Source organism: Enterobacter sp. BNK-16 (genome assembly GCF_048684955.1).
Lineage (GTDB): Bacteria > Pseudomonadota > Gammaproteobacteria > Enterobacterales > Enterobacteriaceae > Enterobacter > Enterobacter bugandensis.
Genome location: NZ_JBLQTQ010000001.1, coordinates 1,188,191 through 1,212,760 on the forward strand (window position 1 = coordinate 1,188,191; position 24,570 = coordinate 1,212,760).

At 56.0% G+C, this 24,570-nt stretch carries 26 protein-coding genes and 1 pseudogene; 10 read left to right on the forward strand and 17 right to left on the reverse strand.

Translation table 11 applies throughout. The annotated features are described in order from the left end of the window. Window positions 1-68: 68 nt before the first annotated feature. The 5 genes from ACMGGH_RS05710 to ACMGGH_RS05730 all read right to left on the reverse strand — a co-directional run bounded on the left by ACMGGH_RS05710 (window position 69) and on the right by ACMGGH_RS05730 (window position 4,946). A complete protein-coding gene (locus tag ACMGGH_RS05710; RefSeq protein ID WP_045260820.1) occupies window positions 69-1,448 on the reverse strand; it encodes a carbohydrate porin in 1,380 nt (459 codons plus the stop codon). Between the two features lie 138 nt (window positions 1,449-1,586). Further along, complete coding sequence (locus ACMGGH_RS05715; protein ID WP_029741865.1) at window positions 1,587-1,889, reverse strand: PTS lactose/cellobiose transporter subunit IIA; 303 nt, start codon at window positions 1,887-1,889, stop codon at window positions 1,587-1,589. Between the two features lie 5 nt (window positions 1,890-1,894). After that, window positions 1,895-3,271: a glycoside hydrolase family 1 protein gene (locus ACMGGH_RS05720; RefSeq protein ID WP_232949014.1), complete on the reverse strand. Its 1,377-nt coding sequence runs from the start codon at window positions 3,269-3,271 to the stop codon at window positions 1,895-1,897. A gap of 23 nt (window positions 3,272-3,294) precedes the next feature. Further along, entirely contained in the window at window positions 3,295-4,620 is a 1,326-nt protein-coding gene (locus ACMGGH_RS05725; protein WP_059357164.1) for a PTS sugar transporter subunit IIC, read from the reverse strand. Window positions 4,621-4,631: 11 nt separating this feature from the next. Further along, the gene (locus ACMGGH_RS05730) at window positions 4,632-4,946 is read right to left on the reverse strand and encodes a PTS sugar transporter subunit IIB (RefSeq protein ID WP_014830072.1); all 315 of its coding nucleotides are present in this window, start codon (window positions 4,944-4,946) and stop codon (window positions 4,632-4,634) included. A 293-nt stretch (window positions 4,947-5,239) separates the two neighbouring features. Here ACMGGH_RS05730 and ACMGGH_RS05735 point away from each other — a divergent pair, with 293 nt between their 5' ends. Beyond that, window positions 5,240-6,190: a LacI family DNA-binding transcriptional regulator gene (locus ACMGGH_RS05735; protein WP_028014982.1), complete on the forward strand. Its 951-nt coding sequence runs from the start codon at window positions 5,240-5,242 to the stop codon at window positions 6,188-6,190. A gap of 44 nt (window positions 6,191-6,234) precedes the next feature. On the opposite strand, the gene ACMGGH_RS05740 is transcribed toward ACMGGH_RS05735, so the two are convergent. From ACMGGH_RS05740 to ACMGGH_RS05760, 5 genes are all read right to left on the reverse strand, one after another. Beyond that, entirely contained in the window at window positions 6,235-6,531 is a 297-nt protein-coding gene (locus ACMGGH_RS05740; protein ID WP_028014983.1) for a YicS family protein, read from the reverse strand. Between the two features lie 121 nt (window positions 6,532-6,652). Then, on the reverse strand, window positions 6,653-8,017 hold the full coding sequence (locus tag ACMGGH_RS05745) for an efflux transporter outer membrane subunit (protein ID WP_232949015.1): 1,365 nt from the start codon (window positions 8,015-8,017) through the stop codon (window positions 6,653-6,655). After that, complete coding sequence (locus ACMGGH_RS05750) at window positions 8,017-11,127, reverse strand: efflux RND transporter permease subunit (protein ID WP_232949016.1); 3,111 nt, start codon at window positions 11,125-11,127, stop codon at window positions 8,017-8,019. Before ACMGGH_RS05750 ends, ACMGGH_RS05745 begins: the two co-directional genes overlap by 1 nt. Continuing rightward, window positions 11,127-12,248, reverse strand: coding sequence for an efflux RND transporter periplasmic adaptor subunit (locus tag ACMGGH_RS05755; RefSeq protein WP_045260816.1), 1,122 nt, complete (start codon window positions 12,246-12,248; stop codon window positions 11,127-11,129). The genes ACMGGH_RS05750 and ACMGGH_RS05755 overlap by 1 nt, the downstream gene beginning before the upstream one ends. A gap of 148 nt (window positions 12,249-12,396) precedes the next feature. After that, window positions 12,397-12,966 carry a TetR/AcrR family transcriptional regulator gene (locus tag ACMGGH_RS05760; protein ID WP_048959756.1) on the reverse strand — a complete coding sequence of 190 codons (570 nt, stop codon included), beginning with the start codon at window positions 12,964-12,966 and terminating at the stop codon, window positions 12,397-12,399. A gap of 186 nt (window positions 12,967-13,152) precedes the next feature. Between ACMGGH_RS05760 and ACMGGH_RS05765 the strand changes: the two genes are divergently transcribed. The 5 genes from ACMGGH_RS05765 to ACMGGH_RS05785 all read left to right on the forward strand — a co-directional run bounded on the left by ACMGGH_RS05765 (window position 13,153) and on the right by ACMGGH_RS05785 (window position 16,972). Further along, window positions 13,153-13,572 (forward strand): GNAT family N-acetyltransferase, encoded by a 420-nt coding sequence (locus ACMGGH_RS05765; protein WP_232949017.1) that lies wholly within the window; start codon window positions 13,153-13,155, stop codon window positions 13,570-13,572. Window positions 13,573-13,719: 147 nt separating this feature from the next. Continuing rightward, a complete protein-coding gene (gene nlpA / locus ACMGGH_RS05770) occupies window positions 13,720-14,520 on the forward strand; it encodes a lipoprotein NlpA (RefSeq protein WP_028014989.1) in 801 nt (266 codons plus the stop codon). Between the two features lie 122 nt (window positions 14,521-14,642). Next, window positions 14,643-15,422 carry an MBL fold metallo-hydrolase gene (locus ACMGGH_RS05775; protein ID WP_232949018.1) on the forward strand — a complete coding sequence of 260 codons (780 nt, stop codon included), beginning with the start codon at window positions 14,643-14,645 and terminating at the stop codon, window positions 15,420-15,422. A 26-nt stretch (window positions 15,423-15,448) separates the two neighbouring features. Then, window positions 15,449-16,408 (forward strand): GlxA family transcriptional regulator, encoded by a 960-nt coding sequence (locus tag ACMGGH_RS05780; RefSeq protein ID WP_232949019.1) that lies wholly within the window; start codon window positions 15,449-15,451, stop codon window positions 16,406-16,408. Window positions 16,409-16,642: 234 nt separating this feature from the next. Continuing rightward, complete coding sequence (locus ACMGGH_RS05785; RefSeq protein WP_049000283.1) at window positions 16,643-16,972, forward strand: hypothetical protein; 330 nt, start codon at window positions 16,643-16,645, stop codon at window positions 16,970-16,972. Here ACMGGH_RS05785 and ACMGGH_RS05790 read toward each other — a convergent pair. The 5 genes from ACMGGH_RS05790 to ACMGGH_RS05810 form a co-directional block, all read right to left on the reverse strand. Beyond that, complete coding sequence (locus ACMGGH_RS05790) at window positions 16,950-17,753, reverse strand: DUF4225 domain-containing protein (protein ID WP_041911687.1); 804 nt, start codon at window positions 17,751-17,753, stop codon at window positions 16,950-16,952. The genes ACMGGH_RS05785 and ACMGGH_RS05790 overlap by 23 nt on opposite strands. Window positions 17,754-17,939: 186 nt before the next feature. Next, a complete protein-coding gene (locus tag ACMGGH_RS05795; RefSeq protein ID WP_049000286.1) occupies window positions 17,940-19,028 on the reverse strand; it encodes an AAA family ATPase in 1,089 nt (362 codons plus the stop codon). Window positions 19,029-19,173: 145 nt separating this feature from the next. Further along, window positions 19,174-20,133 carry a YbgA family protein gene (locus ACMGGH_RS05800; protein ID WP_041911685.1) on the reverse strand — a complete coding sequence of 320 codons (960 nt, stop codon included), beginning with the start codon at window positions 20,131-20,133 and terminating at the stop codon, window positions 19,174-19,176. A gap of 102 nt (window positions 20,134-20,235) precedes the next feature. Beyond that, window positions 20,236-20,646: a hydroxyisourate hydrolase gene (gene uraH, locus ACMGGH_RS05805; RefSeq protein ID WP_028014995.1), complete on the reverse strand. Its 411-nt coding sequence runs from the start codon at window positions 20,644-20,646 to the stop codon at window positions 20,236-20,238. Window positions 20,647-20,745: 99 nt separating this feature from the next. After that, window positions 20,746-21,471 carry a MerR family transcriptional regulator gene (locus tag ACMGGH_RS05810; protein WP_192971835.1) on the reverse strand — a complete coding sequence of 242 codons (726 nt, stop codon included), beginning with the start codon at window positions 21,469-21,471 and terminating at the stop codon, window positions 20,746-20,748. Between the two features lie 117 nt (window positions 21,472-21,588). Between ACMGGH_RS05810 and ACMGGH_RS05815 the strand changes: the two genes are divergently transcribed. The 3 genes and pseudogenes from ACMGGH_RS05815 (at window position 21,589) to ACMGGH_RS05825 (ending at window position 22,827) form a co-directional block, all read left to right on the forward strand. Beyond that, on the forward strand, window positions 21,589-22,113 hold the full coding sequence (locus ACMGGH_RS05815) for a lipocalin family protein (protein WP_045260809.1): 525 nt from the start codon (window positions 21,589-21,591) through the stop codon (window positions 22,111-22,113). A 113-nt stretch (window positions 22,114-22,226) separates the two neighbouring features. Continuing rightward, window positions 22,227-22,340, forward strand: a pseudogene (locus ACMGGH_RS05820) (class I SAM-dependent methyltransferase); the annotation flags it as partial. 31 nt (window positions 22,341-22,371) lie between these two features. Next, the gene (locus ACMGGH_RS05825) at window positions 22,372-22,827 is read left to right on the forward strand and encodes an acetyltransferase (RefSeq protein WP_150145112.1); all 456 of its coding nucleotides are present in this window, start codon (window positions 22,372-22,374) and stop codon (window positions 22,825-22,827) included. Here the strand turns inward: ACMGGH_RS05825 and ACMGGH_RS05830 are convergent. Then, the gene (locus ACMGGH_RS05830) at window positions 22,817-23,845 is read right to left on the reverse strand and encodes a virulence RhuM family protein (RefSeq protein ID WP_045260807.1); all 1,029 of its coding nucleotides are present in this window, start codon (window positions 23,843-23,845) and stop codon (window positions 22,817-22,819) included. The genes ACMGGH_RS05825 and ACMGGH_RS05830 overlap by 11 nt on opposite strands. Window positions 23,846-23,903: 58 nt before the next feature. Then, window positions 23,904-24,245 carry a SymE family type I addiction module toxin gene (locus ACMGGH_RS05835; RefSeq protein WP_219259580.1) on the reverse strand — a complete coding sequence of 114 codons (342 nt, stop codon included), beginning with the start codon at window positions 24,243-24,245 and terminating at the stop codon, window positions 23,904-23,906. A gap of 136 nt (window positions 24,246-24,381) precedes the next feature. On the opposite strand from ACMGGH_RS05835, the gene ACMGGH_RS05840 reads away from it, so the two are divergent. After that, window positions 24,382-24,570 carry a toxin-antitoxin system HicB family antitoxin gene (locus tag ACMGGH_RS05840; RefSeq protein ID WP_072049692.1) on the forward strand — a complete coding sequence of 63 codons (189 nt, stop codon included), beginning with the start codon at window positions 24,382-24,384 and terminating at the stop codon, window positions 24,568-24,570.

Consider the following 24,570-nt stretch of genomic DNA (forward strand, 5'->3'; position numbering starts at 1 on the left):
TGTGTGCGGCCTGATGCCCTCCCCCCGTAGGCCGGGTAAGCGTAGCGCCACCCGGCATGTTGTTGACCTTAGAACCACGCCTCCCACATCGCGCCGACGTTGAAGTCGTCGAGCGTCTCGTCTTTGGTATTGTTCACGCGCGCGGTGCGTTCATTATCCACTTTGCCGCCGGTGACGTAGAAGCGCAGCATCGGACGGAACTCCGGCCCCATGGCGATAGACATGTTCTGCGACAGGGTCAGCTTCCAGCCCTTATTATCGCCGCCGTTGTCGTAATCGACGTGCTGCCAGCCTGCTTCCAGCCAGGTGGAGTGAACGTCGTTCCACCAGTGCATCGGACGCACGATGGCGTTGTAGTTCTTACGGTTGTCGGTCTTATCGCGGCTATTGTCGTAGTCGTGGAAGGCGAGGATGTACTCCACCTGCGTGGCCTGGGTGAATTTATACAGCCCTTCGAAGCTGGCGTAGACCGTGGTCAGATCTTCGGTTTTGTTGAACACGCTGTTATCCGAATTATCGGAGTAGCGGGCGATCACCTTGTTCACGCCGCTGTCGTTGGTGTGGCTCAGCACCACGCCGCCCTGCCAGGCGTTCAGGCGTTCGTCGCTTTCAACCGCTTTCGAATCAAAGCCGTAGTTGGCGTACAGCTCCATGTCGATGGGGCCGAGCTTCATGCCGTGGATTTTGGAGGTCGCGGCGTAGTTGCCCTTGTCGCCCGTGCCGGAGCCGCCGGTACAGGTGATGCGCGACGGGTTCGCTTCATCTTCCATCACTTCCGGACTGCAGGATTCGACTGCCGCCACGGCAGCCACGTCAAACTGCACGCCGCCGATGTCAAAGTTCTTCACCCCGGCGCCCTGGCCGTCGTGGTTCATCCAGAAGTAATCGTTGATGCCCTGTTGCGGACGCTGGTGGAAGTCACGACCAGCCCAGAAGTAGGCATTTGGGTTGGAGGCCATAATGTTGGTCACCCCCGCGTAGGCTTTTTTCAGGTTAACCTCGTCGCCCCAGTGGTCGATCATCACGTTGATGTCCCAGATGGCGCCGTTGTCCCCTTTGAAGGCCTTGGAGAGCTGGAATTCCCCGCCGTTACCTTCGTTACCCAGACGACCAATCGCGGACGCGCCGTTGTAGGAGCCGTCCACCGCCACGTATTTCTGATCGGCGGCCTGGAAGTGCGCGCCGTAGCGGGCGTAGCCGGTAAATTTAATGCCGAACGGGATCGCCATATCCGGGGATTGCGCCGCGCTTTGCGGCTCGGTTACCACGTCCGCTTTTTTCGCAACCGCCGCATCCATTTTGGCCTGACGCTCGGCCAGAGCTTTATCTACCGCTTTCGCCACAATGGCGTCGATTTGCTCCTGGGTAAATTCTTGTGCGAGTACGGAAATTGGGCAAAGCGCGGCGATAACCGCCATGGTTAATGGAAGTTTTTTAATCGTATTCATGGTTATCTCAATATAGTTTAATTTTATTCAGACAATAACCATCCCGCTCCGATCTGACAGAGTATGTCGCTATCATCAGAACAAGTGGATCTCTATTTAGGGTACAGAGGTATTACATTAATTTTATTTCGCCATAGACTATCTCTGATATAAATGAATAATTTCTTCAGACAATTCACGCGCTAATAAGGAATTCATTAAATGATCCTGCGCGTGCACCATGATTAACGTCATCGGCTGGCGGCCTTCGCCCGCATCCTGCTCGATCAGTTTGGTCTGCATCTTGTGCGCCTGGCGCGCGTAGCCGTCGGCTTCGCGCAGCAGGCTTTTGGCTTCGTCGATGTTGCCCTGACGCGCCGCGTGCAGCGCTTCAAAGCACAGGCTGCGGGACTGTCCGGCGTTGACGATAATTTCCATTACGGCTTCTTCTAGTGCGATCATCATTATTACTCTTTTTCAAAACTATTATTTAAGGCGGTGGCGGCAAACCACTCTCCGCTTTTCTTAATGGTGCGCTGCTGCGTCTCTAAATCAAGCTGGATAAATCCGTAGCGATTTTTATAGGCATTACACCACGACCAGTTATCAATAAACGTCCACATATGATAGCCAAGACAATTGCACCCTTCGCTAATACCTTTGTGCAGCCACGTTAAATGCTCAGAAATAAACTCGATGCGGTATTGATCGTTAATCTGGCCATTTTCAATAAAGCGCTGTTCATTTTCGACGCCCATGCCGTTTTCAGAAATAAAGCAGCGAGGGTTGCCGTAATTGTCGCGCAGGTTGACCAGAATATCGTAAATTCCCGGCTCGTAAATTTCCCAGCCGCGGTACGGGTTCATCTTACGGCCCGGCATCTCGTAGCTATCAAAGAACCACTCCGGCATAAACGGCGCCTGCGGGTTCACCGCGCTGTCGCGACACTTCACGCGACGCGGCTGATAGTAGTTCACGCCGAGCAGGTCGATTTTTCCTTCCGCAATCAGGAAGCCGTCTTCCGGCTTGCAGGCGGGCAGCTGGTCGTAAGATTTCAACAGCGCCACCAGATCCGCCGGGTATTCGCCGCGCAGGACCGGGTCAAGGAAGCTGCGGTTAAACATCAGGTCCGCGATGTGCGCCGCCTTCACGTCCGCTGGGTTCTGCGAACGCGGGTACGACGGCGTCAGGTTCAGCACGATGCCGATCTCCCCCGCGTAATGCCCGGCGCGGTAAGCCTGAACGGCCTTCGCGTGGGCCAACACGGTGTGATACGCCACGGTGGCCGCCCGGCGGAAATCCACCACGTTCGGATAGTGGAAGTCGTACAGATAACCGCCTTCCACCGGCACGATCGGCTCGTTGAAGGTAAACCAGTGCAGTACGCGGTCGCCAAACAGCTCGAAGCAGATCTGCGCATAGCGGGCGTAAGCGTCCACCACGTCACGGTTTTCCCAGCCGCCGATCTCCTGCATCGCCATCGGCATGTCGAAATGGAACAGGGTGATAAACGGCGTTATGCCCTGTTCATTCAGCTCATCAATGACCTGATTATAAAAATCGACCGCTTCCGGGTTCACTTCACCGATACCGTCGGGGATCAGGCGCGCCCAGCTAATCGAGGTACGAAAGCTGTTGTGGTTCAGCTGCTTTAACAGCTGAATGTCCGTTTTCCAGTTTTGATAAAACGTGGAGGTCTGCTGCGGCCCCACGCCGTTGTGAAAACGGTTCGGCTCGCGGGCAAACCAGTAATCCCATGTGGTTTCCCCCTCTCTTGCCCCTTCGGTCTGGAGAGCGGAGCTTGCGCTGCCCCACCAGAAGTTATCGGGAAATGCGTATTTCATGTCCTTTCCTCTTTGACTTTGACTTAATTGCTTGCGGCTTCAGCGGTACCGACGGTTGCCTGGGCCTTCTGCTCTTCGTTTTTCATCAGCGTACGCTCATAGGCGCGCAGGAACGGAAGGTACATCAGCGCGGACATCACCATACAGACCAGGCACATTATCACCGGACTGAGCGCCCAGTTTGCCGCCCATGAGGCACCAATCGGGGCGGGGGTGGTCCACGGGGTTAATGACACCACCTGAGCCAGCCAGCCGAGCTTCGTTGCGCCGTACGCCAGGCAGGCATTGACCAGCGGAACAAACACGAACGGGATAAACAGCATCGGGTTCATGATGATCGGCGCGCCGAACAGAATCGGCTCATTGATGTTAAAGAAGCTCGGCACTATGCCCATTTTGCCGATGGTGCGCAGGTGCGTGGCGCGGCTGCGCAGCAGCAGGAACGCCAGCGGCAGCGTGGAGCCTACGCCGCCAATCAGCAGGTAGTGATCCCAGAAGCCCTGCAGGTAAACGTGCGGCAGCGCCGCGCCTGCGGCGAGCGCCGCCTGGTTTGCGGAGAGGTTCGCCATCCAGAATGGGTTCATGATGCCGGTGACAATCAGCGAGCCGTGAATACCGGCAAACCAGAAGATCTGGCACAGCAGCACGGAGAGCAGTATCGCGGGCAGCGAGTCGGATGCGGATACCAGCGGCTCCAGCAGGTGCATGATCGCCTGCGGGATGATCATTCCGGTCTGCGCTTCAATGAACAGGTTCAGCGGGTGCAGCGTACCGATCACCACCATCACCGGGATCAGGATCTCAAACGAACGCGCCACGCCGGTGGGCACTTCCTTCGGCAGGCGGATGGTCACGTTGTTCTGCTTCAGCCACGCATAGACGCGGGTGGCGTAAATCGCGGTGATAAGCGCGGTAAAGATGCCCTGACCGGAGAGATACTGGGTCGAGATTTTACCGTCGGCATACGGCGCGGCGACCAGCAGGAAGGCCATAAAGGCCAGCAGGCCGGACATCACTGGGTCGAGGTTAAACTGACGCCCCAGGCTCGCCCCAATCCCCACCGAAATGAAGAAGGTCATCACGCCCATGCTGAGGTTAAACGGCAGCATTAGCTGCTCGCGGTAGGTCTGGGAGAAATCCAGCCAGCCGCGGGCGAAGCTGTTGGTGGTATCCGCCGAGAACGGCGGGAAAATGAACACCAGCATAAACGAGCCGATGATCATAAACGGTAGCGCGGCGGTAAAGCCGTCGCGGATGGCAATCACATACTTTTGCTGACCCAGCTTTGCGGCCAGCGGGGTAATTGACTTCTCAATCACCGCGACCATGGATTGATATAACGAACTCATGTGAACACCTTTTAGTGTGCCGCTTCGATGAGCGACAGAGCATAGTCCAGTACTTTATCGCCACGCTGCATGCCGTAGTCCATCATGTCGATGGGCTGCACCGGAATGCCTTTCGTAGCCGCCTTGTCTGAGAGTGTCTGTAACATGTATTTCACTTGCGGTCCGAGAAGTACCACCTGGTATTGCGGAAACTGCGTATCAAATTCGGAAACACCGTACGCATCAATCTTCACCGGCAAACCACGTTCTTTCGCGACATCGACCATTTTGCTGACCAGCAGGCTGGTGGACATCCCGGCAGAGCAACACAGCATAATCTTGAACATCGACAACCATCCTCTAAATGTAAATAGTTATTGCGAGGATGATTGGACATGATACGGAAACCGGTTTCCATTTATAAAAAGCAGAACTGTGATAACCATCAAGATCCAATGATTATGAGGCTAATTAACCGGATGTGGGTCACATAATTTGGCTGTTTTGACATCATTTTGAGTGGAAACGGAAAATCGGTTTCCATGAAAAACGGAAACGGATATACTCCGTTCTGGCTATAATGTGAGCCGTAGCGGTTATGGAATTTGCAGGCGCGAGGTTAGCCTGCCAGGGGAAAGAGATGTCGACAATCAATGATGTATCACGTCTGGCCGGGGTGTCTAAAGCCACGGTATCGCGAGTGTTGAGTGGGTCACGTGGCGTTAAGGAAGCCAGCCGTCAGGCCGTGCTGAAGGCGGTGGATGAGCTGAACTACCGGCCTAACGTGATTGCCCAGTCGCTGCTGAGCCAGTCGACGGGCTGCATTGGGGTGATTTGCGCGCAGGAAAACATTAACCAGACCACCGGTTATCTTTACGCGCTGGAAAAACAGCTCAGCCAGCATCAAAAACACCTGCTGCTGCGCTTCGCCCATAGCAAAGCGGAAGTGATGAATGCTCTTGAAGAACTCTCCTGCGGCCTGTGTGACGACATTCTGGTGATTGGCGCCCGTTTCCCGCTGGACGTGGATATGGAAAACGTCATTCTGGTGGACTGCATGGAGGCTGATAACTCCAACAGCATTCAGTTCGATCACGCCTTTGCCGCCGAAACCGCCTGTAACTATCTGACCAGCCAGGGGCGTCGCCAGATTGCGCTGATCCACCCGCACGGCAGCGGGTTTGCCGACCAGGTGCTGCTTGGCTATAAGCACGCGCTGGAGAAAAATTTCCTGCCCTTTAATCGCAACCTCGTCTTTATGGACGCGACCTCCTCGTCCGTTGCGCTTCAGGAATTACTCAACAACGCGTCCACGCTGAACTTCAACGCGCTGCTGGTGGCGGACGAGCAGGAAGCCCAGCGGGTGATCCCGCAGCTGCAGGCGTTTAATAAATCCGTACCGGACGACATTATGGTCTTTAGCCTGGCCGGATCGCTGCACCTGCCGGGTATTCCGGTGATCCCGGCGATTGAATATTCAATGGATGCCATGGCGGCGCGTATCGTAAGCTGGCTGACGGAGAAAACGCAGATGCTCGGGTCCTATGTTCTGCGCGGGGATCTCATCATTCCGGACGTGCGGAAGCGTTAAAACATTTTCCAGGCCGGGTAAGCGCAGCGCCACCCGGCGAGAACTCAATAATCTTCCAGACAATCCACCTGACCAACCGCAGCCCAGTAGGCGTCCAGGTTGTCGCGCTTCACGGCGGTGATGGCGTTTTTGATCAGCAGCTGATTGGCCTCGGACGACAAAATCATCTCCTGCCAGGCCTTATCGCTCTGCTTTTTCTGTGGCGTACAGGTTTTCTTAATATCTTTCAGGACCTGTTGCTTAATCTGCGCCTCTTTCGCCGGATCGTCCTTTTCCTGAGCATGGACAAACGCGGCGAATAGCAGACAAACCAGCAGGCAGACCAGGTGCGCAGCTTTCATCAACAACCCCCTTTAGACGTCACAGGCTTCCCATGAAATATATCGTTACATTCAGTGTAGCGATTCCAGTCGAAAGTATGATTTTCTCTTTTCTGCGCATGAGAATCGCCCACCGATAAGGTTACTGGATCCCCCCGCCCAGCGACTGCCACAGCGTGATGCGGTTCTCCAGGTCGGTTTGCTGCAGCGCAATCAGCGATTCCTGCGCCGACCACAGCGACCGCTGCGCGGTCAGTACCGTCAGATAATCCCCCGCGCCCGCCTTATAGCTGCACGTTGCCACATCCAGCGTTTTTTGCTCGGCCGCCACGTATTCTCGCTGGGCATCAAGCTGCTCGCTGAGCGTTTCACGGCGCGCCAGCGCGTCGGCCACGTCTTTAAACGCGCTCTGGATGGCTTTTTCGTAGGTCGCAATTAACCCTTTTTTCTCGGCTTCTGCATAACGCAGCTGCGCCAGATTGTTGCCACCGCTGAACAGCGGCAGTGTGATGGACGGCGCGAATGACCAGACCTTCATCCCGTGGCTGAACAGGGAGGAGAGCGAGTCGCTGCCGACGCCCGCGCTGGCGGTCAGTGAAATGGTCGGGAAGAAGTTGGCGCGCGCCGCGCCGATATTGGCGTTGGCGCTCAGCAGGTTATGTTCCGCTTCCTGAATGTCCGGGCGGCGCAGCAGCGCGCTGGAGCTGACGCCCGCCGGGATAAGCGTGATGGCGTTGTTGCTCAGGCTCTCCAGCGTACCGGGCAGCAGGTTCTCCGGCACCGTATCGCCCGCCAGCAGATTGAGGGCGTTTTTGTCCTGCATTACCTGCGTCCGGTAGCTCGCCACGCTGGCGCGCGCCTGCTGGTAAACCGCCATCGCTTCACTGACGTCCGTAGCCGCCGCGACGCCCACTTCCTGCTGGCGCTTCACAATCTTCAGCGAGTTTGCCGCGCTCTCCATTGTGGATTTCGCCAGCGCCAGGTTGCTGTTATCCGCCGCCAGCGTCACCCAGGCCGTGGTCAGCTCGCTAACCATCGTAAGGCGCGTGTTCTGCGCGGTGAACTCGCTGGCAAGCCAGGTTTCACGCGCGGCGCGGGAGAGGCTCTGGTTGCGGCCAAACAGATCCAGCTCGAAGCTGGAGACCGCGCCGTTGGCTTCGTCGCTTGTTGCAACACCGCTTGCCAGCGTGCGGCTGCGGGTGTGGCTCAGCTCGGCGTCCACCGTCGGAAACAGGGACGAGCGCGTTTCACCGTACTGTGCGCGGGCGGCGTCGATATCCGCGATCGCTTTTTGCACGTCGCGGTTGCTGTTCAGCGCCATCGACACCACGCTTTTCAGCCTCGCGTCGTTCATCACCTGCTGCCACTGGCTCACCACGGCGGTGGCTTCGCCGTGCGCGCCGGGCAAGGTCGCCGGGACGGGAGCGTCCGGGCGTTGATAGGTAGGGTCTAACGACACACACCCTGCGCTCAGCAGGGCTAACGCTAAAACAGTGACACGAAACATTATGACCTCCGGTTCGCGTGTTTACCGGAGAACAGACGTTTCACCAGTACAAAGAATAAAGGGACGAAGAAGATCGCCAGCAGCGTCGCGGCCAGCGTTCCGCCGATAATGCCGGTACCAATTGCCACGCGGCTGTTGGCACCGGCACCGGTTGCAACGGCCAGCGGCGTCACGCCGGCGATGAACGCCAGTGACGTCATGATGATGGGACGCAGACGCGTCTGGGCGGCACGCAGGGCGGCGCGCGTCAGGGAGTAACCTTCTGCGACTTTGGCTTCGGCAAACTCGACAATCAGGATGGCGTTCTTCGACGACAGGCCGATGGTGGTGAGCAGCGCCACCTGGAAGTAGACGTCATTACTCAGGCCGCGCAGGGAGGCGGCAAGCGCCGCACCCAGCACCCCTAGCGGGATCACCAGGATGACTGAAATCGGCACCGACCAGCTCTCATACAGCGCCGCCAGGCACAGGAACACGACCAGGATCGAGAGGGCATAAAGGCTCATTGCCTGACCGCTTGCCAGTTTTTCCTGTAAGGACAAACCGCTCCACGCCCAGGTGCTGCCGGATGGCAGGCTGTTTGCCAGCTGCTCCATTTTGCTCATCGCCGTGCCGGAGCTCGCGCCGCTGGCGTTTTCGCCCTGTATCTCATACGCCGCCGAGCCGTTGTAGCGCACCAGGCTTTCCGGGCCATACTCCCAGCGCGTGGTGGCGAAGGCGGAGAACGGGGTCATGGTGCTGTCGCTGCCGCGCACATACCATTTGTTGAGATCGGACGGCACGGCGCGATAGTCGCTGTCGCCCTGGATGTAGACCTTTTTCACACGGCCGCGATCGATAAAGTCGTTCACGTAGGTGCCGCCCCAGGCGCTGGAGAGGGTGTCGGTGACGTCGCTCAGGGACAGCCCCAGCGACACGGCCTTGTTGTTGTCGATATCCACCTGAAGCTGCGGCATCTGCGGCAGATCGTTGGCGCGCACGGCGTGCAGCGAGCTGTCCTGGTTGGCTTCGCCAATCAGCTGGTTACGCAGTTTCAGCAGCGCATCGCGGTCGGTGCCGCCGCTGGCCATCAGCTCAAAAGTAAAGCCGTTGCTCTGGCCCAGGCCGTCTACCGCAGGCGGCGTCATCGCAAAGATGGTCGCATCGCGGATGGTGCTCAGTTCCTGCGTGGCACGCAGGGCGATGGCCTGAGCCGTGTTTGCATCGCCTTTACGCTCTGACCAGTTCTTCAGGGAGACAAACGCCATCCCGGCGTTCTGGCCACTGCCGCTGAAGCTGAAGCCTTCAATGGTGAAGATCACGTTGGTGTTGGCTTTCTCTTTGGTGAGGAACCACTCGCGCACCTGGCGGCTGACTTCGGCGGTACGTACCGTCGTCGCGCCTGCTGGCAGGGTGTACTGCACCATGATTTCGCCCTGGTCTTCCGTCGGCAGGAAGCTTCCCGGCAGCTTAAGCATGGCGAAGCCCATCGCGCCGCAGAGCAGGGCGTAGATGACCAGCATGCCGCCGGAACGGCGCAGAGCGCGCAGCACCTTGTTCTGATAACCGCGCTCGGTCCTGCTGTAGAAGCGGTTAAACGCGCCGAAGAAGCCCTTTTTGTGCGGCGTCGTGTGGCTCAGAATCGAGCCGCAGAGCGCGGGTGTCAGGGTCAGCGCCACCACCACGGAGAGGAACATCGCCGAAATAATGGTGACCGAGAACTGACGGTAAATCACCCCGGTGGAGCCGCCGAAGAAGGCCATCGGCAGGAATACCGCAGAGAGCACCAGCGCAATGGCGACCAGCGCGCCGGAGATTTCGCCCATCGATTTCTCGGTGGCTTCCCGGGCGGGCAGCCCCTCGTCGCGCATAATACGCTCGACGTTTTCCACCACCACGATAGCGTCATCCACCAAAAGCCCAATCGCCAGCACCATCGCAAACAGCGTCAGGGTATTGATGGAGTAGCCGAACAGCGCCAGCACGCCGAAGGTACCCAGCAGAACGACAGGTACCGCCAACGCGGGGATCAGCGTCGCGCGGATGTTTTGCAGGAACAGGTACATCACCACCACTACGAGGACAATGGCTTCGAACAGGGTCTGAATCACGTCCTCAACGGAGATCTTGATGAACTCGGTGCTGTCCTTCGGGTAGGCCACGTCGTAGCCTTCCGGCATCGACTTTTTGAACTCGGCAATCTTGTCTTTCACCGCCGTCGCAGTGTTGAGCGCGTTCGCACCCGGTGAAAGCATGACTGCCATACCCGCCGCCGGGTGGCCGTTGAGCTTCGCGGTGGCGGTATAATCTTCGCTGCCCATCTCCACGCGGGCGACATCGCTGATGCGCACCACCGCGCCGTTGGACTGGCTCTTCACAATGATGTTTTTAAACTGATCCACCGTCTGCAGGCGCGACTGGGCGCGGACGGTGGCGGTCAGCTGCTGGGCGTTCGACGAGGGCAGCGCGCCGATTTTACCGGCGGAGACCTGCACGTTCTGCGCTTCAATCGCGCTCTGCACGTCGGACGGCATCAGCGAGTAGGACGCCAGCTTCGCCGGATCGAGCCAGATGCGCATCGCGTATTCCGCCCCGAACACCTGCAGGCTCCCGACGCCTTCCACGCGCGCCAGCGGATCCTGCATATTACTCACCAGCCAGTCGGCAATATCCGAGCTGCTGGCGGTGTCGGTTTTATCGTACACGCCCATGATCAGCAGGAAGTTGCTCTGGGATTTTTCGACGGTGATCCCGGACTGCTGCACCTCGGTGGGCAGGCGCGATTCGGCCTGCTGGACTTTGTTCTGCACCTGCACCTGAGCGGTGTCCGGGTCAGTGCCCTGCTCGAAGGTGACGGTAATGCTCACCGATCCGTCCGAGCTGCTGGTGGAGGTGAAGTAGAGCAGGTTATCCAGCCCGGTCAGCTGCTGCTCGATCACCTGCGTTACGCTGTTTTCCAGCGTCTGCGCGGAGGCACCGGTATAGGTGGCGGAGATTTTGATCGACGGCGGCGCAACGTCCGGGTACTGCGCGACCGGCAGCGTGCGGATGGTCAGCATCCCGGCGAGCATGATAAGAATAGCGATAACCCAGGCAAAGACCGGGCGACGCACGAAGAAACGGGAAAACATCAGGCGTTTCCTCCGTTGGCTTTCATCTCTTCGGCCTTCACTTCCTGCCCGGCGGTGACTTTGTCAGTACCTTCCACAATCAGCCTGTCGCCCGCCTTCAGCCCGCTCAGTACCAGCCATTTGTCGCCGTAGGTGTCACCCGTTTCCAGCTGACGCTGCTCGACCTTGTTGCTGGCATTGACCACCAGAGCGGTGGCGGTGCCTTTGGCGTCACGGGTGATGCCCTGCTGCGGCGCGAGGATCGCGTCGCTCATGACGCCTTCATCCACCCTGGCGCGGACAAACATGCCCGGCAGGAGCTGATGCTGCGGGTTCGGGAAGACGGCGCGCAGCGTGACCGAGCCGGTTGATTCATCCACCGCCACTTCGGTTAACGCCAGGCGGCCTTTCTCGCTGTAGGTGCTGCCGTCTTCGAGGATTAACGACACGCTTAGCGTATCGCTATTGGTGGCAAGGGTTTGCTTGCGCAATCGTAGCAGATCGGCGCTGGAACGGGTTAAGTCGACGTACATGCTGTCCAGCCCGCGAATGGTGGCGAGCGCGGTATCCTGCTGGGCGGTGACCAGCGCGCCGGGGGTGACGGAGGAGATGCCGATGCGTCCGGCAATCGGCGCGGTGACGGTGGTCCAGTTGAGGTTAATGCGCGCGCTCTCCTGCGCGGCCTTCTTTGATTCAACGCTGGCCTTGTCCTGCGCGCAGGTGGACTTCGCGTCTTCTGCGTCCTGACGCGACACGCCGTCGTCTTTCACCAGTTGCGCATAGCGCTGGGCTTTCTGGCAGTCGGCCTGCACCAGCGCCTGGGCCTGTTTCAGCGCCGCGGCGGCTTCATCAAACGCCGCGCGGTAGCTGGAAGGGTCAATTTGATACAGCGCCTGTCCGGCCTTCACGGTATCGCCTTCGGTGAACAACCTCTTCTGAATAATGCCGCCCACCTGCGGGCGCACTTCGGCGCTCATGGCGGCGGTGGTGCGGCCCGTGAGTTCGCTGACGACGGAGACCGGCTGGCTCATGAGGGTGACAATCCCCACATCCGGAAGAGGATGCTGGGGAGCAGATGTTTGCGCATTATCGCACCCGGTCAGGAGGAGTAATGCCGCGATGGAGGTTGTTATGGTTTTCATAATCTTTTTCCAGGGTGAACGATGCCTGCCCTGTTAAAGGATCAACAGGGAGGGGGGCTATTTAAAGGCACAGCGATACCGCATCTCCGGCATGGCCGGAAATGTTAAGTTGGGAAATTACTTATTCCCGCTAATTATTCACATGCGATTACTTCGCAGAGAAAAGCATATTTAAAATATTCTGATAGATAGGCTCTAATTGTTCTGACGGTACTTTTAAAGGCGTGAGTCGACGGTAAATCGTGCCTTCGATCATCACCGCGGTAATTTCCACGCAGCAGCGAATATGTTCATCGCTCAGATGGGGAAATTGTTTTTTCAGGTGCGCACAGGCGTTGGTAAACATCCGGGCATCGGCTGCGATCAGCATGGCCGCCACCTGCGGGTTACGGGTCGCCTCGGCAGACATTTCGAGCATCAACGCATCATCGTCTTCGTTGAGCGTCTGACGCCAGGCGAGCGCCTGTGGCATCCCTTCCACCACCGTTTTGTCCTGCATCCCTTCGATGCGTGAGTCGATAATGCGGCGGATCATCTCTTCAATAATCGCGTCTTTGTTACTGAAATAACGGTAAATTTGCCCGACGCTAAGCTTCGCCTCACTGGCAATTTGCGACATGCTGGCGGCGTGAAATCCGCTGGCGCGAAAGCAGCGACGCGCGGCGGTGATGATTTCGTCCTGACGTTGTTTTTGTCGTTCTTCCAGCTTTGTGCTCATCGTCGTATACCGTGCAAAAGTGAGAATGATCGTTCTCAGTATACGTTTTGGATGCGTATTGGAAAGGCTTTTTTTATTTAGTTATTGAGTGAATGTTTCTGTATTAAAAAAAAGGAGGAAATTAGGAGTTTTTATGAAGGTTAAGCTGTGAGATATTCAAATTGCGCGGAAAATAAGGAGAGGAATATGCACCTGAGCATAACAGATAATGTAACACCCGCAGAAAAAGAAGAGCTATTTGTGGGGTTAAGAGCCTATAACGGACAGTTTATCGATCTGACAAACTTTAGCGGCGACATTGGCGTTTATGTACGAGACGATAAAGGCGTCATGCTCGGCGGACTCATTGGGGTGCGTAAAGGCGACTGGCTGAATATCGACTTTCTCTGGGTGAGCGATGCCGTGCGCGGATCTGGCGTGGGCAGCCAGCTCATCAAAACGGCGGAGAAGGAAGCCAGACGCAAAGGCTGCAAGCACGCGCTGGTGGATACCGTCAGCTTCCAGGCGCGCCCGTTCTATGAAAAACAGGGGTACCAGCTGCAGATGTCTTTGCAGGATTATCCGTACCCGGGCATGCAGCGACATTACCTGGCGAAAGTCCTTTAAGCTTTGAATCCGTAGGCCGGGTAAGCGCAGCGTCACCCGGCCATACCCGCATATAACTTATCCTTCTTATTGATTCTTTTTCGTTTTTTATTTCACCGCCTCGTTGTCGATATAGTCACTACAACATTCAGCAAAAGGAACTTTCTCGTGAAACGTCGATTGGGGGCTCTGGTTCTCGCTGGCCTGCTGCTGGCAGGGTGCGATCAAAGTGGCAGCGATGCCAAACACATAAAAGTGGGCGTCATCAACGGCGCTGAACAGGACGTGGCGGAAGTCGCCAAAAAGGTGGCAAAAGAAAAATATGGCCTGGACGTGGAGCTGGTCGGCTTCAGCGGCTCGCTATTGCCCAACGATGCCACTAACCAGGGAGAGCTGGATGCCAACGTCTTCCAGCATCGCCCGTTCCTTGCAGAAGATAACAAAGCGCATGGCTACAAGCTGGTGGCCGTGGCGAATACCTTTGTTTTTCCGATGGCCGGCTATTCCCGCAAAATCAAATCCGTCTCTGACCTGAAGGACGGGGCGACTATCGCCATTCCAAACGATCCGACCAACCTTGGCCGCGCGCTGCTGCTGCTGCAAAAAGAGAAGCTCATCACCCTGAAGCCGGACACCGGGCTGCTGCCGACGGCGCTGGATATTACCGCCAACCCTAAGCAGCTGAAAATCATGGAACTGGAAGGGGCACAGTTGCCGCGCGTGCTGGATGACCCGAAAGTGGATGTCGCCATCATCAGCACTACCTATATTCAGCAAACCGGGCTATCGCCGGTGCATGACAGCGTCTTTATTGAAGACAAAAACTCGCCGTACGTGAACATCGTGGTGACGCGCGAAGACAACAAAGACGCGGAGAACGTGAAGGCGTTTATCCAGTCCTATCAGTCACCGGAAGTGGCGAAAGCGGCAGAGACGATCTTCAACGGCGGGGCGGTGCCAGGCTGGTAAAGGTGCCGGCAGAAAACGCGGTGATGAAAATGGCCCGATACCATCGGTAATCGCCCTTTAGCCCACAGCACCAATTGTGACGGCTGGCTATCCTCCTTATCACACCAACCGGAGGATAGCCCATGAACATTACCCAAATTCGCAATGCCACCCTGCTGATTACCTACGCCGGAAAACGTCTTTTAATCGACCCGATGCTGGCCCCGAAAGGCGCTTATCCGGGCTTTCCCGGTACGGCGCATGCCGAACGCCGTAACCCGACGGTCGAGCTCCCCGTTGACGTCAACACGCTGCTGGACGCCGACGCGGTGATCGTCACCCATACCCATGACGATCACTGGGATCGCACCGCGGCAGATCTGATCGCCAAAGACAAACCGATCTACGTGCAAAACGATCGTGACGCCGCGCTGCTGCGCAGCCAGGGATTTACCAACCTGACGATCATGACCGACGAGACCACCTTCGGGGAGGTTCGGATTGCGAAAACGTACGGCGGCCAGCACGGGACCGACCGCGCTTACGCCGTGCCAGAACTGGCGGAGCGGCTGGGCGAGGCCTGTGGCGTGGTGCTGCGTCATCCTGATGAGAAGACGCTCTATCTTGCCGGGGATACCATCTGGCGCGAAGAGGTGGCAGCCGATCTGCAAAAACACCAGCCGGATGTGGTGGTACTGAACGCCGGTTATGCCCACGTCATCGGCTTTGGGCCCATTATTATGGGGCAGGAGGACGTGCTCAACGTTCATTTCCTGCTGCCGCAGGCTAAAATCGTCGCGAGCCACATGGAGGCGATTAACCACTGCCTGTTGACCCGCAGCGCGCTGCGTGAGTACGTTGAAGCCAACCAGGTGAGCGATGCGGTGAGCATTCCCCAGGATGGCGAAACCGTTATATTCTGAGTGCGTTAACGGGAAAGGAGAGACAGATGTCGCTAATCAACGTCGCGATTGTCGCGGTAGACGGGTTCAGCCCGTTCCACTACTCCGTTCCCTGCATTCTGTTTGGTGATTCGGTCTCCGGCGAAAAGCGCTTTAACGTGACGATCTGCGCCGAAACGCCGGGGTTTCTTACCTCAAAAGACGGGTTTGCCCTCAACGCCACGCAGGATTACACCGCCATCGGGCAGGCCGACATTGTTGTCGTTCCCTACTGGCAGCACGTCCTTCAACGGCCGCCTCAGGCGCTGCTCGACAGCCTGGTGTTGGCGAGAGACAACGGCGCGGAAATTGTCGGCCTGTGTCTGGGGTCGTTTGTGCTGGCCTGGGCGGGGATCCTCGACGGTAAACGGGCCGCCACCCACTGGGAGTTTGAACATCACTTCCAGTCGCTCTTTCCGAACGTCCAGCTGGATATCAATGCCCTCTACGTGGATGACGGCAATATCATCACCTCTGCCGGTACCGCGGCTGCGCTGGACTGCTGCCTGTACATCATTCGCCAGCGTTTTGGCAGCGTCGTCGCCAACCAGATTGCCCGTCGAATGATTGTCCCGCCCCATCGCGAGGGCGGGCAGGCGCAGTTCATCGCACAGCCGGTTCCGAAAGATACCCGTGACGCACGTATTAACTGCCTGATCGACTACCTGCAGCAGCACATCACCGAACCGCATAGTCTGGACTCGCTGGCGGAGGTGGTTTCGATGAGCCGCCGCACGCTGACTCGTCATTTTGTTAAAGCCACGGGGATGAGCGTCGCCGACTGGCTTACCGCCGAACGCCTGCGGCGCAGCCAGATTTTGCTTGAAGCCGGAAATATGCCCGTTGAGAGCGTGGCGGAGCTGGTGGGATTTAATTCCGCCGTCACCTGGCGACAGCAGTTTAAGGCGCGCTTTGGGGTGAGCCCAGCGGAGTGGCGAAAGACGTTTCGTGTTCATCCGTCTTTATAATTCTGTCGCGATGGAATAAAAAGGCGTGGGGGACATTTTCGGGGTGACGGCTACGAACGCCCCTAACGAGCGCGCTTTAAACACCGTGATCTATTATTTTCTACTTTAGCGCCAGTGTCTTTTTAGCGTGGTCCTGTTTTTTTGCTGAAAATGCTGATGTATCAGACGGGTTACAAGACGCATCTCTTCCGGTTAAGATATTGCACGTTACTTTCCAGAAGAAAAGGTAGTGGCATGAACAATATTGAAACGCAGTTACTTGAATCAGGTTTCACCGTAAAAGAGTTAGCGTATCTGAACCGAAACATCAGTCGTTATGGTTCATCCTTGCTCGAGGTCGTGCTTGAGTTAGGTAAGCGATTTATCATGGTTCTGTGTATTACTGCGACTGTGGCTCTGATTTTCCTGGCGCTTATTTTTTTCGCTGAACATTACAATCTTGTTTCCGGGGGCATCTCTCTTTTCATCGTGTTGGCGATTGTCTGGTTTTTTCAACCCCCGGTCATTACCTACAAAGCCTGGCGCTACAGAAAGAAATACATTAGTTCTGGCCAGACGCATTAGAAATTAAATCAAACGAGACTTTTGCAGAAACACCCCAGCCGACAATTTTCATAGTGAGCGCTGCGCGATTCATACCGTCTACCTTGCGGTAGAAATCCAGCGGGAGATAGCGAAACAGACGCCATGATTCGGGTTTTCGGATGGCGCCAAATACCGTATAGACGCTTGCTGCCAGGCTTACGCTGTTGAAGACTCCCAGTGCTGATTCACGTTTAAATCCCATAAACTGAGCGATATCCATGACGCCATCTGCCAGCATACCTTCAGAATTTGGTTGATGTTGAAGCGTTCTGTTAATTTCTTTTGAAATAGCATTTGCACCATCCATAACCAGAATCGCTCCTGCAAGCGCACCCACTGGATTCATTGTCATCATTGCACCAACGCCTGCAACAATCTGTAACCCGGAAAGTACAACCTTTATCGACGAGATAAAGTAACCGATGACTTTGTTATTTTCTTTAACCAGTTCAATCTGAGCAAAAAGCTGAGCTGTACGTGAGCGAAGCATTCTGCTTTGATCAAGAAGACTTTCGTTCTCAGCCCGGATGTTTTTCAGGCATTCCATGCACTCATCATGACTTCTGGCCGCCCGGGTAGCGCTAAACTGTTGCATTACAAATTGCCGAATATCATCCATAAATTTAATTCGTGCGAGTCCGTCGCTGAGATGTTGCCCTCCGACAATATTCGCAGTATTGATAAGCTTTCGGGCTTCAAGGTTAATCATTGTTTCAGCCCATGCACGGGTGTTCTGACCAGGGAAAAGTGCAATATCCATTTTAATTTTCTCATCTGATAACCAATGTTTACAGATTATCCAGCCAGCAGAAACTGACAACAATAAATTGGATAATGTATCGCGAGCCCTGAATTCGCTGAAGCATATACCTGCGGAAATCATCATCGTCGTTGATGGCGACCATGAGAGGGATGACTGGAGAAAAGTAATTAAGGAAACAAACACTTACCCCAGCCTCTCCACCCTCGTCTCCCCCTCCGCCATCGACAGCTGATACAGGGAAAACGATCTGTGCTTCTCAATCAACGTCGCCAGCTCCGGTGAGTGGCTGGTGAGCCAGATCTGCGAGTAGTGGCTGGCCTCGGCGATTAAGCTCGCCAGGGCGGGCAGCATCTGTGGGTGCAGGCTGTTTTCCGGTTCGTTTAACGCGATAAACGCCGGCGGGCGCGGGCTTAACAGCGCCACCGCCAGGCACAGAAAGCGCAGGGTGCCGTCGGAGAACTCCGCCGGTTCCAGCGGCCTGCTCAGCCCCTCGCGCTGCATCATCATGCGAAAACGCCCACCGCTGTTGTCGCTGTAAAACACGCAGCCGGGGAAGGCCTGGTCGAGGATGCGCATCAGCAGCAGCTCGTCGCCAATCTCCACGATAGTCTGAAACGCCGCTGCCAGGTTAGCGCCGTCGCTGGCCAGCACCGGGGAGCGGAAACCAACCTGCGGAGCGCGCATCGCCGAGCCGATTGATACAGAAAACTCATGATAAAATCGCCAGTTACGCAGGGACTCGCGCATTTGCGACACTTCCGGGTAAAGGTGCGGTTCGCCGAGTTGTCCGAATACCGATTCGTTCTCGTACAGCGTGCCGCTGTGGGTCACTTTCTCGTGATGCACGTTGTTCAGAAACACGGCCTGATTCCTGCGCTTCATCAGCTGTGACGACGGTCGACGGTGCTGGCCGCTCAGCCAGATGGACTCCTCTTTGATCACCGGGTCGAGCTGAAACTGTGAGGGATACGGCAGCTTCTCCACAAAACCGACCTGCAGTTCGTATTCGTAGGTCTCAGTTTCTACCGCCAGATTCATCCGCCGCAGCTGGTCGCTGCGGGTTTTGCCTGCCCAGAACACCTTCAGAATGCCGCCCTCGTTCGCCAGCGCCTGGGAAAACTGCCCTTGCGCGGCGCTGTGCATCAGGTGTATCGCCTTGTAAATATTGGATTTCCCGGTACCGTTCGGCCCGAAGACGATGTTGAGCTGCTCCAGCTCCAGCGACATCTCGCGGATGGAGCGGTAGTTTTGTATGTGCAGGGTGTTGATCACAGGCAGGCCCCTTTTGCAGAATAAGCCTGTATATAATCACAGTCTTTAAGATGAAATGCAAAAAAGAGACGACAGTGAGGATGTCGTCTAAACGGGGTACTGCTTTGGGCCTCTATGGGTCAATGGGGCCTTCGCATTTTTTTCATCACTTGACTGCCAGACGCAGACCCAAATCATCAGGATAGGGATCAAAGTAGTTTTGCGTCATCAGATACCGGTCGGGGTATTCGGCCAGGTAGTGCTTCAGCAGCGTGATCGGCGCGAGGATAGGCAACTGTCCGTTGCGATAATGCAGGATCACATCGCGCAGCTCGCCGCGCTGGCGGGTGTTGAGCTGGTTACGAAAATAGCCCTGAATATGCATCAGCACGTTGGTGTGATTCTTCCGCGAGGCGGGTTTTTTCAGGATGGTCATCAGCTTTTCCCGGTACGCCACGAAGAAAGCGTCCAGGTCTTCCCACTCGTGCAGCGAGGCAACGAACGGGCCGATTTCGCGGTAACCCGCCTGATGGTGCGCCAGCAGCTGAAGCTTATAGCGGCTGTGGAAGTCCAGCAGCGCGCGGCGGGTCAGGCCATTTTTACGTAGCGTGTTGAGTTCGTGCAGCGCAAAAACGCGCTCGACGAAGTTTTCCCGCAGCACCGGGTCGTGCAGGCGTCCATCCTCTTCAACGGGCAGCCACGGCAAGGTTTCAAGGAGGGCGGCGGTGAACAGCCCGACCCCCTCCTTGCGGCCCCGGTTGCCGTTTTCATCGTACAGCCGCACGCGTTCCATGCCGCAGCTTGGGGATTTTGCACAGACAACAAAGCCTGCGAGGTCGCCGATTTTCGGCAAATAATCTGCCGCAAAGTCGGCCATTTTCTGCGTAACGTCTTCGTGAGGCGCGTGGCTGAAGCGCATCTGCGTTTCACCGTCTGTCGTGACGATCAGACGCAGCGCCGGGCGAGGCGTCGGCAGGCCGATGGCCATCTCCGGGCAGACGGGCCTGAAATTCACCCACTGGGCCAGCTCATCCATGATGAAGCCCATGCGCTTATGTCCGCCGTCAAAGCGAACGGCGGATCCGGTCAAACATCCGCTAATACCGAGCACAGGTTTCGTTGTCATGGTGTAGTCCTCCCGTTCATATAACTAAAACTTACACAACATGACTAATTTGTCCAAGTATTCGCGGAACTATTTTTTATAATCCTTTAAAATCAATGCGTCTTAACTGCCCTTGTAGGTCGAGTAGCCGTACTGGCTAAGCAGAAGTGGGATGTGCAGCTTCTCGTTGGTGCGGGTCACGGTAAACAGCACCGGGATCTCCGGGAAGAAGGTATCCAGCTTTTTGCCGTGGAAATACTCTGCGGTTTTAAAGGTTACTTTGTACACGCCAGGCTGCATGTCCTGATCCTGCGGATAGAGCGATTTGATACGGCCATCCTGGTCGGTTTTGCCGCTGGCAACCTGAGTCCATTTGTCCTGCTGCTGCTTCTCCAGCGTAACGGTAACGTCTGATGGCGGCATTCCGGTTTGCTGGTCAAGAATGTGGACGCTTAGCGTGCCGGCAGGGGCGCTAAAGGCGGCAGGGGCAAAGGCCATCGAGGCCAGGATCAGCAGAGGGGCAGTTTTTTTCATGGTGTTTTCCTGTTGAGTTATTCGTCACAGGAAAACGTTAGCATCTGCGGCGCGGGAAAATATTCAACTTTTCGTGAAGATTCCCGCAGGAGAAAATTATCAGAGGATAATCACTTCAAGCGATACCTGCTGCTGCCACTGCTCCACCTGCTTTTTCCGCCCGGCGGTGAGCTTGCCGCTGGTGACCAGCAGCCATTTCCGCTCCGGGAAAATCTCCGGTGCCAGCGCGTCAGGGGGAGCCGGCAGGATGTCGATGCGGTGGCCCTGCCCGGTGCGCGTTAGGGCTTCGAGCCAGATCTCGCATGGGTCGTTCAGGTGCCAGCCGCTGAGCAGAATATTGTCGCCCGGCGCTTTTTTATCGCCTTCGAGGCAAAACGAGGTGTAGGCGATGATGATGCCGTCGAGGATCGCGCGCAGGGTCATGGCGGCGGCGACGTTAGCCGAGACCTGGCTGCGCAGCGGACGCAGAACGTTCGCGACCAGTTCCGGCCTTGGGTACTCGCGCCCGGCGTCGTAAATCATCTGGCGCAGGGACTCGACTTTGCCGTCCTGCAGGCGTTGCAGCATGCTCTGCTGCAGCGTTTGCCAGTTGTTGGTCCGCCCCGGCGTCGGGCGTTCCAGCAGCGGTTTGACCTGGCCGATCGGGACGCCTTTTTTTACCCAGTCGAGGATTTTGAGCGCCTGCTGGACGTCCTCATCGCTGTACTGGCGGTGGCCGCCTTCCGTGCGCTGTGGCTTGAGTAAACCGTAGCGACGCTGCCACGCCCGCAGGGTGGTGGCGGTGATGCCGCTGAGTCTGGCGAATTCGCCGATGGAGTAAGCCATGTCCGTGTCCAGGGTGGAGGAATACTCTCAATATACTACGAATTTTCCCGAACGGGATGAAGCGCCAAAACGGTGCACTACACTTAACTTCCTACCGTGCAAATGAAAGGAATTCTCATGAAGCTATGGCCTGTTGTGACCGGTGTTGCGATTGCCCTGACGCTGGTCGCCTGTAAATCCCCCACGCCGCCGAAAGGCGTGCAGCCTATTACCAACTTTGACGCCAGCCGCTATCTCGGCAAATGGTACGAAGTCGCCCGTCTGGAAAACCGCTTTGAACGCGGTCTGGAACAGGTGACGGCGACCTACGGCGAGCGCAGCGACGGCGGCATCAGCGTGCTTAACCGGGGTTTTGATCCGGTGAAGAACAAGTGGAGCGAGAGCGAGGGGAAAGCTTACTTTACCGGCGAGCCGACCACCGCCGCGCTGAAGGTATCGTTCTTCGGCCCGTTCTACGGCGGGTATAACGTGATCAGGCTGGACGATAAGTACCAGTACGCGCTGGTGAGCGGCCCGAACCGCGACTATCTGTGGATCCTGTCACGCACGCCGACCATCCCGGATGCGGTAAAGCAGGATTACCTGAACACCGCGCGCAGTCTGGGCTTCCAGGTTGATCAGCTGGTATGGGTGAAGCAGTAAAAATCGTGCTTTCTTCCTGGGGCATTACTGGCTCGCCTGGATAGACTTCCGTTAAAAGCCCAACGGAGAAAGACGGCATGAACGGGCGAGCGGAGCTGCCATCCCGGTGGGGAGCGTTACAGCAGCTACAGGATATTCTCATTGCGGCAGGCGTGCCGATGGAAAACGTCACCGTGGTGGTACCGAGGAATGGGGTGATGAGGAACAGATCTCAAAGAGTGGGTTGAAATAGTTCGGTTTTCTAATCATGATCCCCCCATGAAAATAGAAACCGCACTCCCCATACACTTTGAACGTCTGGTCGCGATCTGGGAATCTTCCGTTCGCGCCACCCATCACTTTTTACAGGAAAGCGATATTGCGGCGCTGCGCCCGTTATTGCTTAACGCCTATCTGCCTAACCTCAAGGTCGTGATAGCTCGCGATGACGCAGGCGTTATTCACGGCTTTTTGGGCGTGGATGAAAACCGCATTGAAATGCTTTTTGTGGATGACGCGAGCCGAGGGAAGGGCGTCGGGAAATTGCTGCTAAAACACGCCATCGCCGAGTTTGGCGTAAACGAAGTGGACGTGAATGAGCAGAACCCGCAGGGCGTCGCATTTTATCGACATATGGGGTTTGAGCAGGTCGGACGCTCGGAACTGGACGGGCAGGGAAATCCGTTTCCGTTGTTGCATATGAAGCTGAGCAGAGATACCGGGATTAGCGCTTAGCCTGTTTATCCCATTTTAATAAGCCGACGATATCTTTCTCACCTTCGGCTTCTTTCAGCAGGCGCTGCTTTTTTTCAAACTCAATGTATTCTGAGCACGCCTTCTCATCAGCTGCTTTCTTACTGATTTTGCCAGCTCCTTCTAAAACGTCCCGGTCATTAAATTGCAGGAACTGATCGAGTTTGGTTTGCCAGTCTCGTAAAAATACCTGCTTGCGACGTTTGGCCTGATCTTCGGCAAAATCGAGCCACATATTAACGACGCGATTAAGCTCGCTGACCTCATCCTGAGACAGATAATTTTTTGCCGTGGTGACATCGCTTTTACGGACTTCTTCGCCCTTATAGCTGGTCAACCCCATATGCGGTTGAGTGGCGTCCGCACGTTGGTGAATCAACTCAGCAGCGGTAAGACCCGTGCAGGCAAAATGCAGTTTATTTTGGATTGTCTGGAAGAATTGCGTGGTTTCTTTGAGTGATGGCTGATAGTCAGCGGCTAGCGCAAAAATTTCCCTCACGCGAAGATAGACCCGGCGTTCACTGGCCCGTATGTCGCGAATGCGTTCCAGCATTTCATCGAAATAGTCAGGCACGGCGGATGAACCCACAGGCGGGTTTTTCAGACGCTCGTCGTCCATAACGAAGCCTTTAACCAGATATTCCTGCAGCGTTTGGGTGGCCCACTGGCGGAACTGTGTACCTCGTGCGGAGCGGACGCGATAGCCGATGGCAAGAATGACGGGCAAGCTAAAGTATTGAACGTTATATACTTTACCATCGCTGGCAGTTGTTCGGTAAAACCGAACAACTGAATTTTCGACCAGCTCACCCTCATCAAAAATATTCTTGATATGCCCGCTGATCGTAGCTTTGGCTTTGCCGTATAACTCACAGATCGTGGCCTGTGAGAGCCACAACGTATCGCTTTCGAAGCGGCATTCAATGCGAACTTTTCCATCCTTGCTGGCAAACATGACGAACTCACCGGCTGGTGAATTCATCAATTCTTCATATGTCATGCTGCCTCCGCGTTATAAGGTTGATGCCGGTAAGCTCGTAGTATGCCAGAAACAGCCGCTAAGCCAGGTGGTTTGTATTTGATTTTGCGAGGCGCTTTCCATGATGCTGAGTTTGGATCGCCGCAAGCGCGTCCTCTATCTCAATCAGCTTTGCCTTCGTCCGTTTATAATCGTCCTGCAACCGCTGCTCCTGCTCGTTATACGCCACCAGAACGATGCACCCTTTCATGACCTTTACCGTGACCTGTTGTCCGGTATCAAAACCTGCTGTGCGCAGCCACTTGCCGGAAAGGATGATTTTCGGCGTGGATTTGTCGAAAACAATAGGACGGTATCCCACAATTAGCGAACGCTCGGTTCCGGATTGGTCGGTGTCTGGGGTAGAATGCAAATCAGCCATAATCAACTCCTTGATAGTTGGTGAGGTTAGCTCTCGTCCGGTATTGCGAGTACCTGGCGAGGGCGTTTCAATCTGAGGTTGTCGTATGTTAAGGTACGTACCTCAATGAAGATATCTTGCTCTTGTAGGTACGTACATGCCAACAGCTAAACGTGACCCTAATCAGTCAAAATCCGGAAAAGCACCGACTTTTCAGATTCGTATTACGCCGGAGTTGAAAGCGCAGTTTGAGGCTGCAGCTAAGGATGCGGGATTAAGTTTAGGGAATTGGTTTAAAATTCTAGGCAGGAATGAACTAGCACGCCTTCGTTCAGAAAAGGAGTAA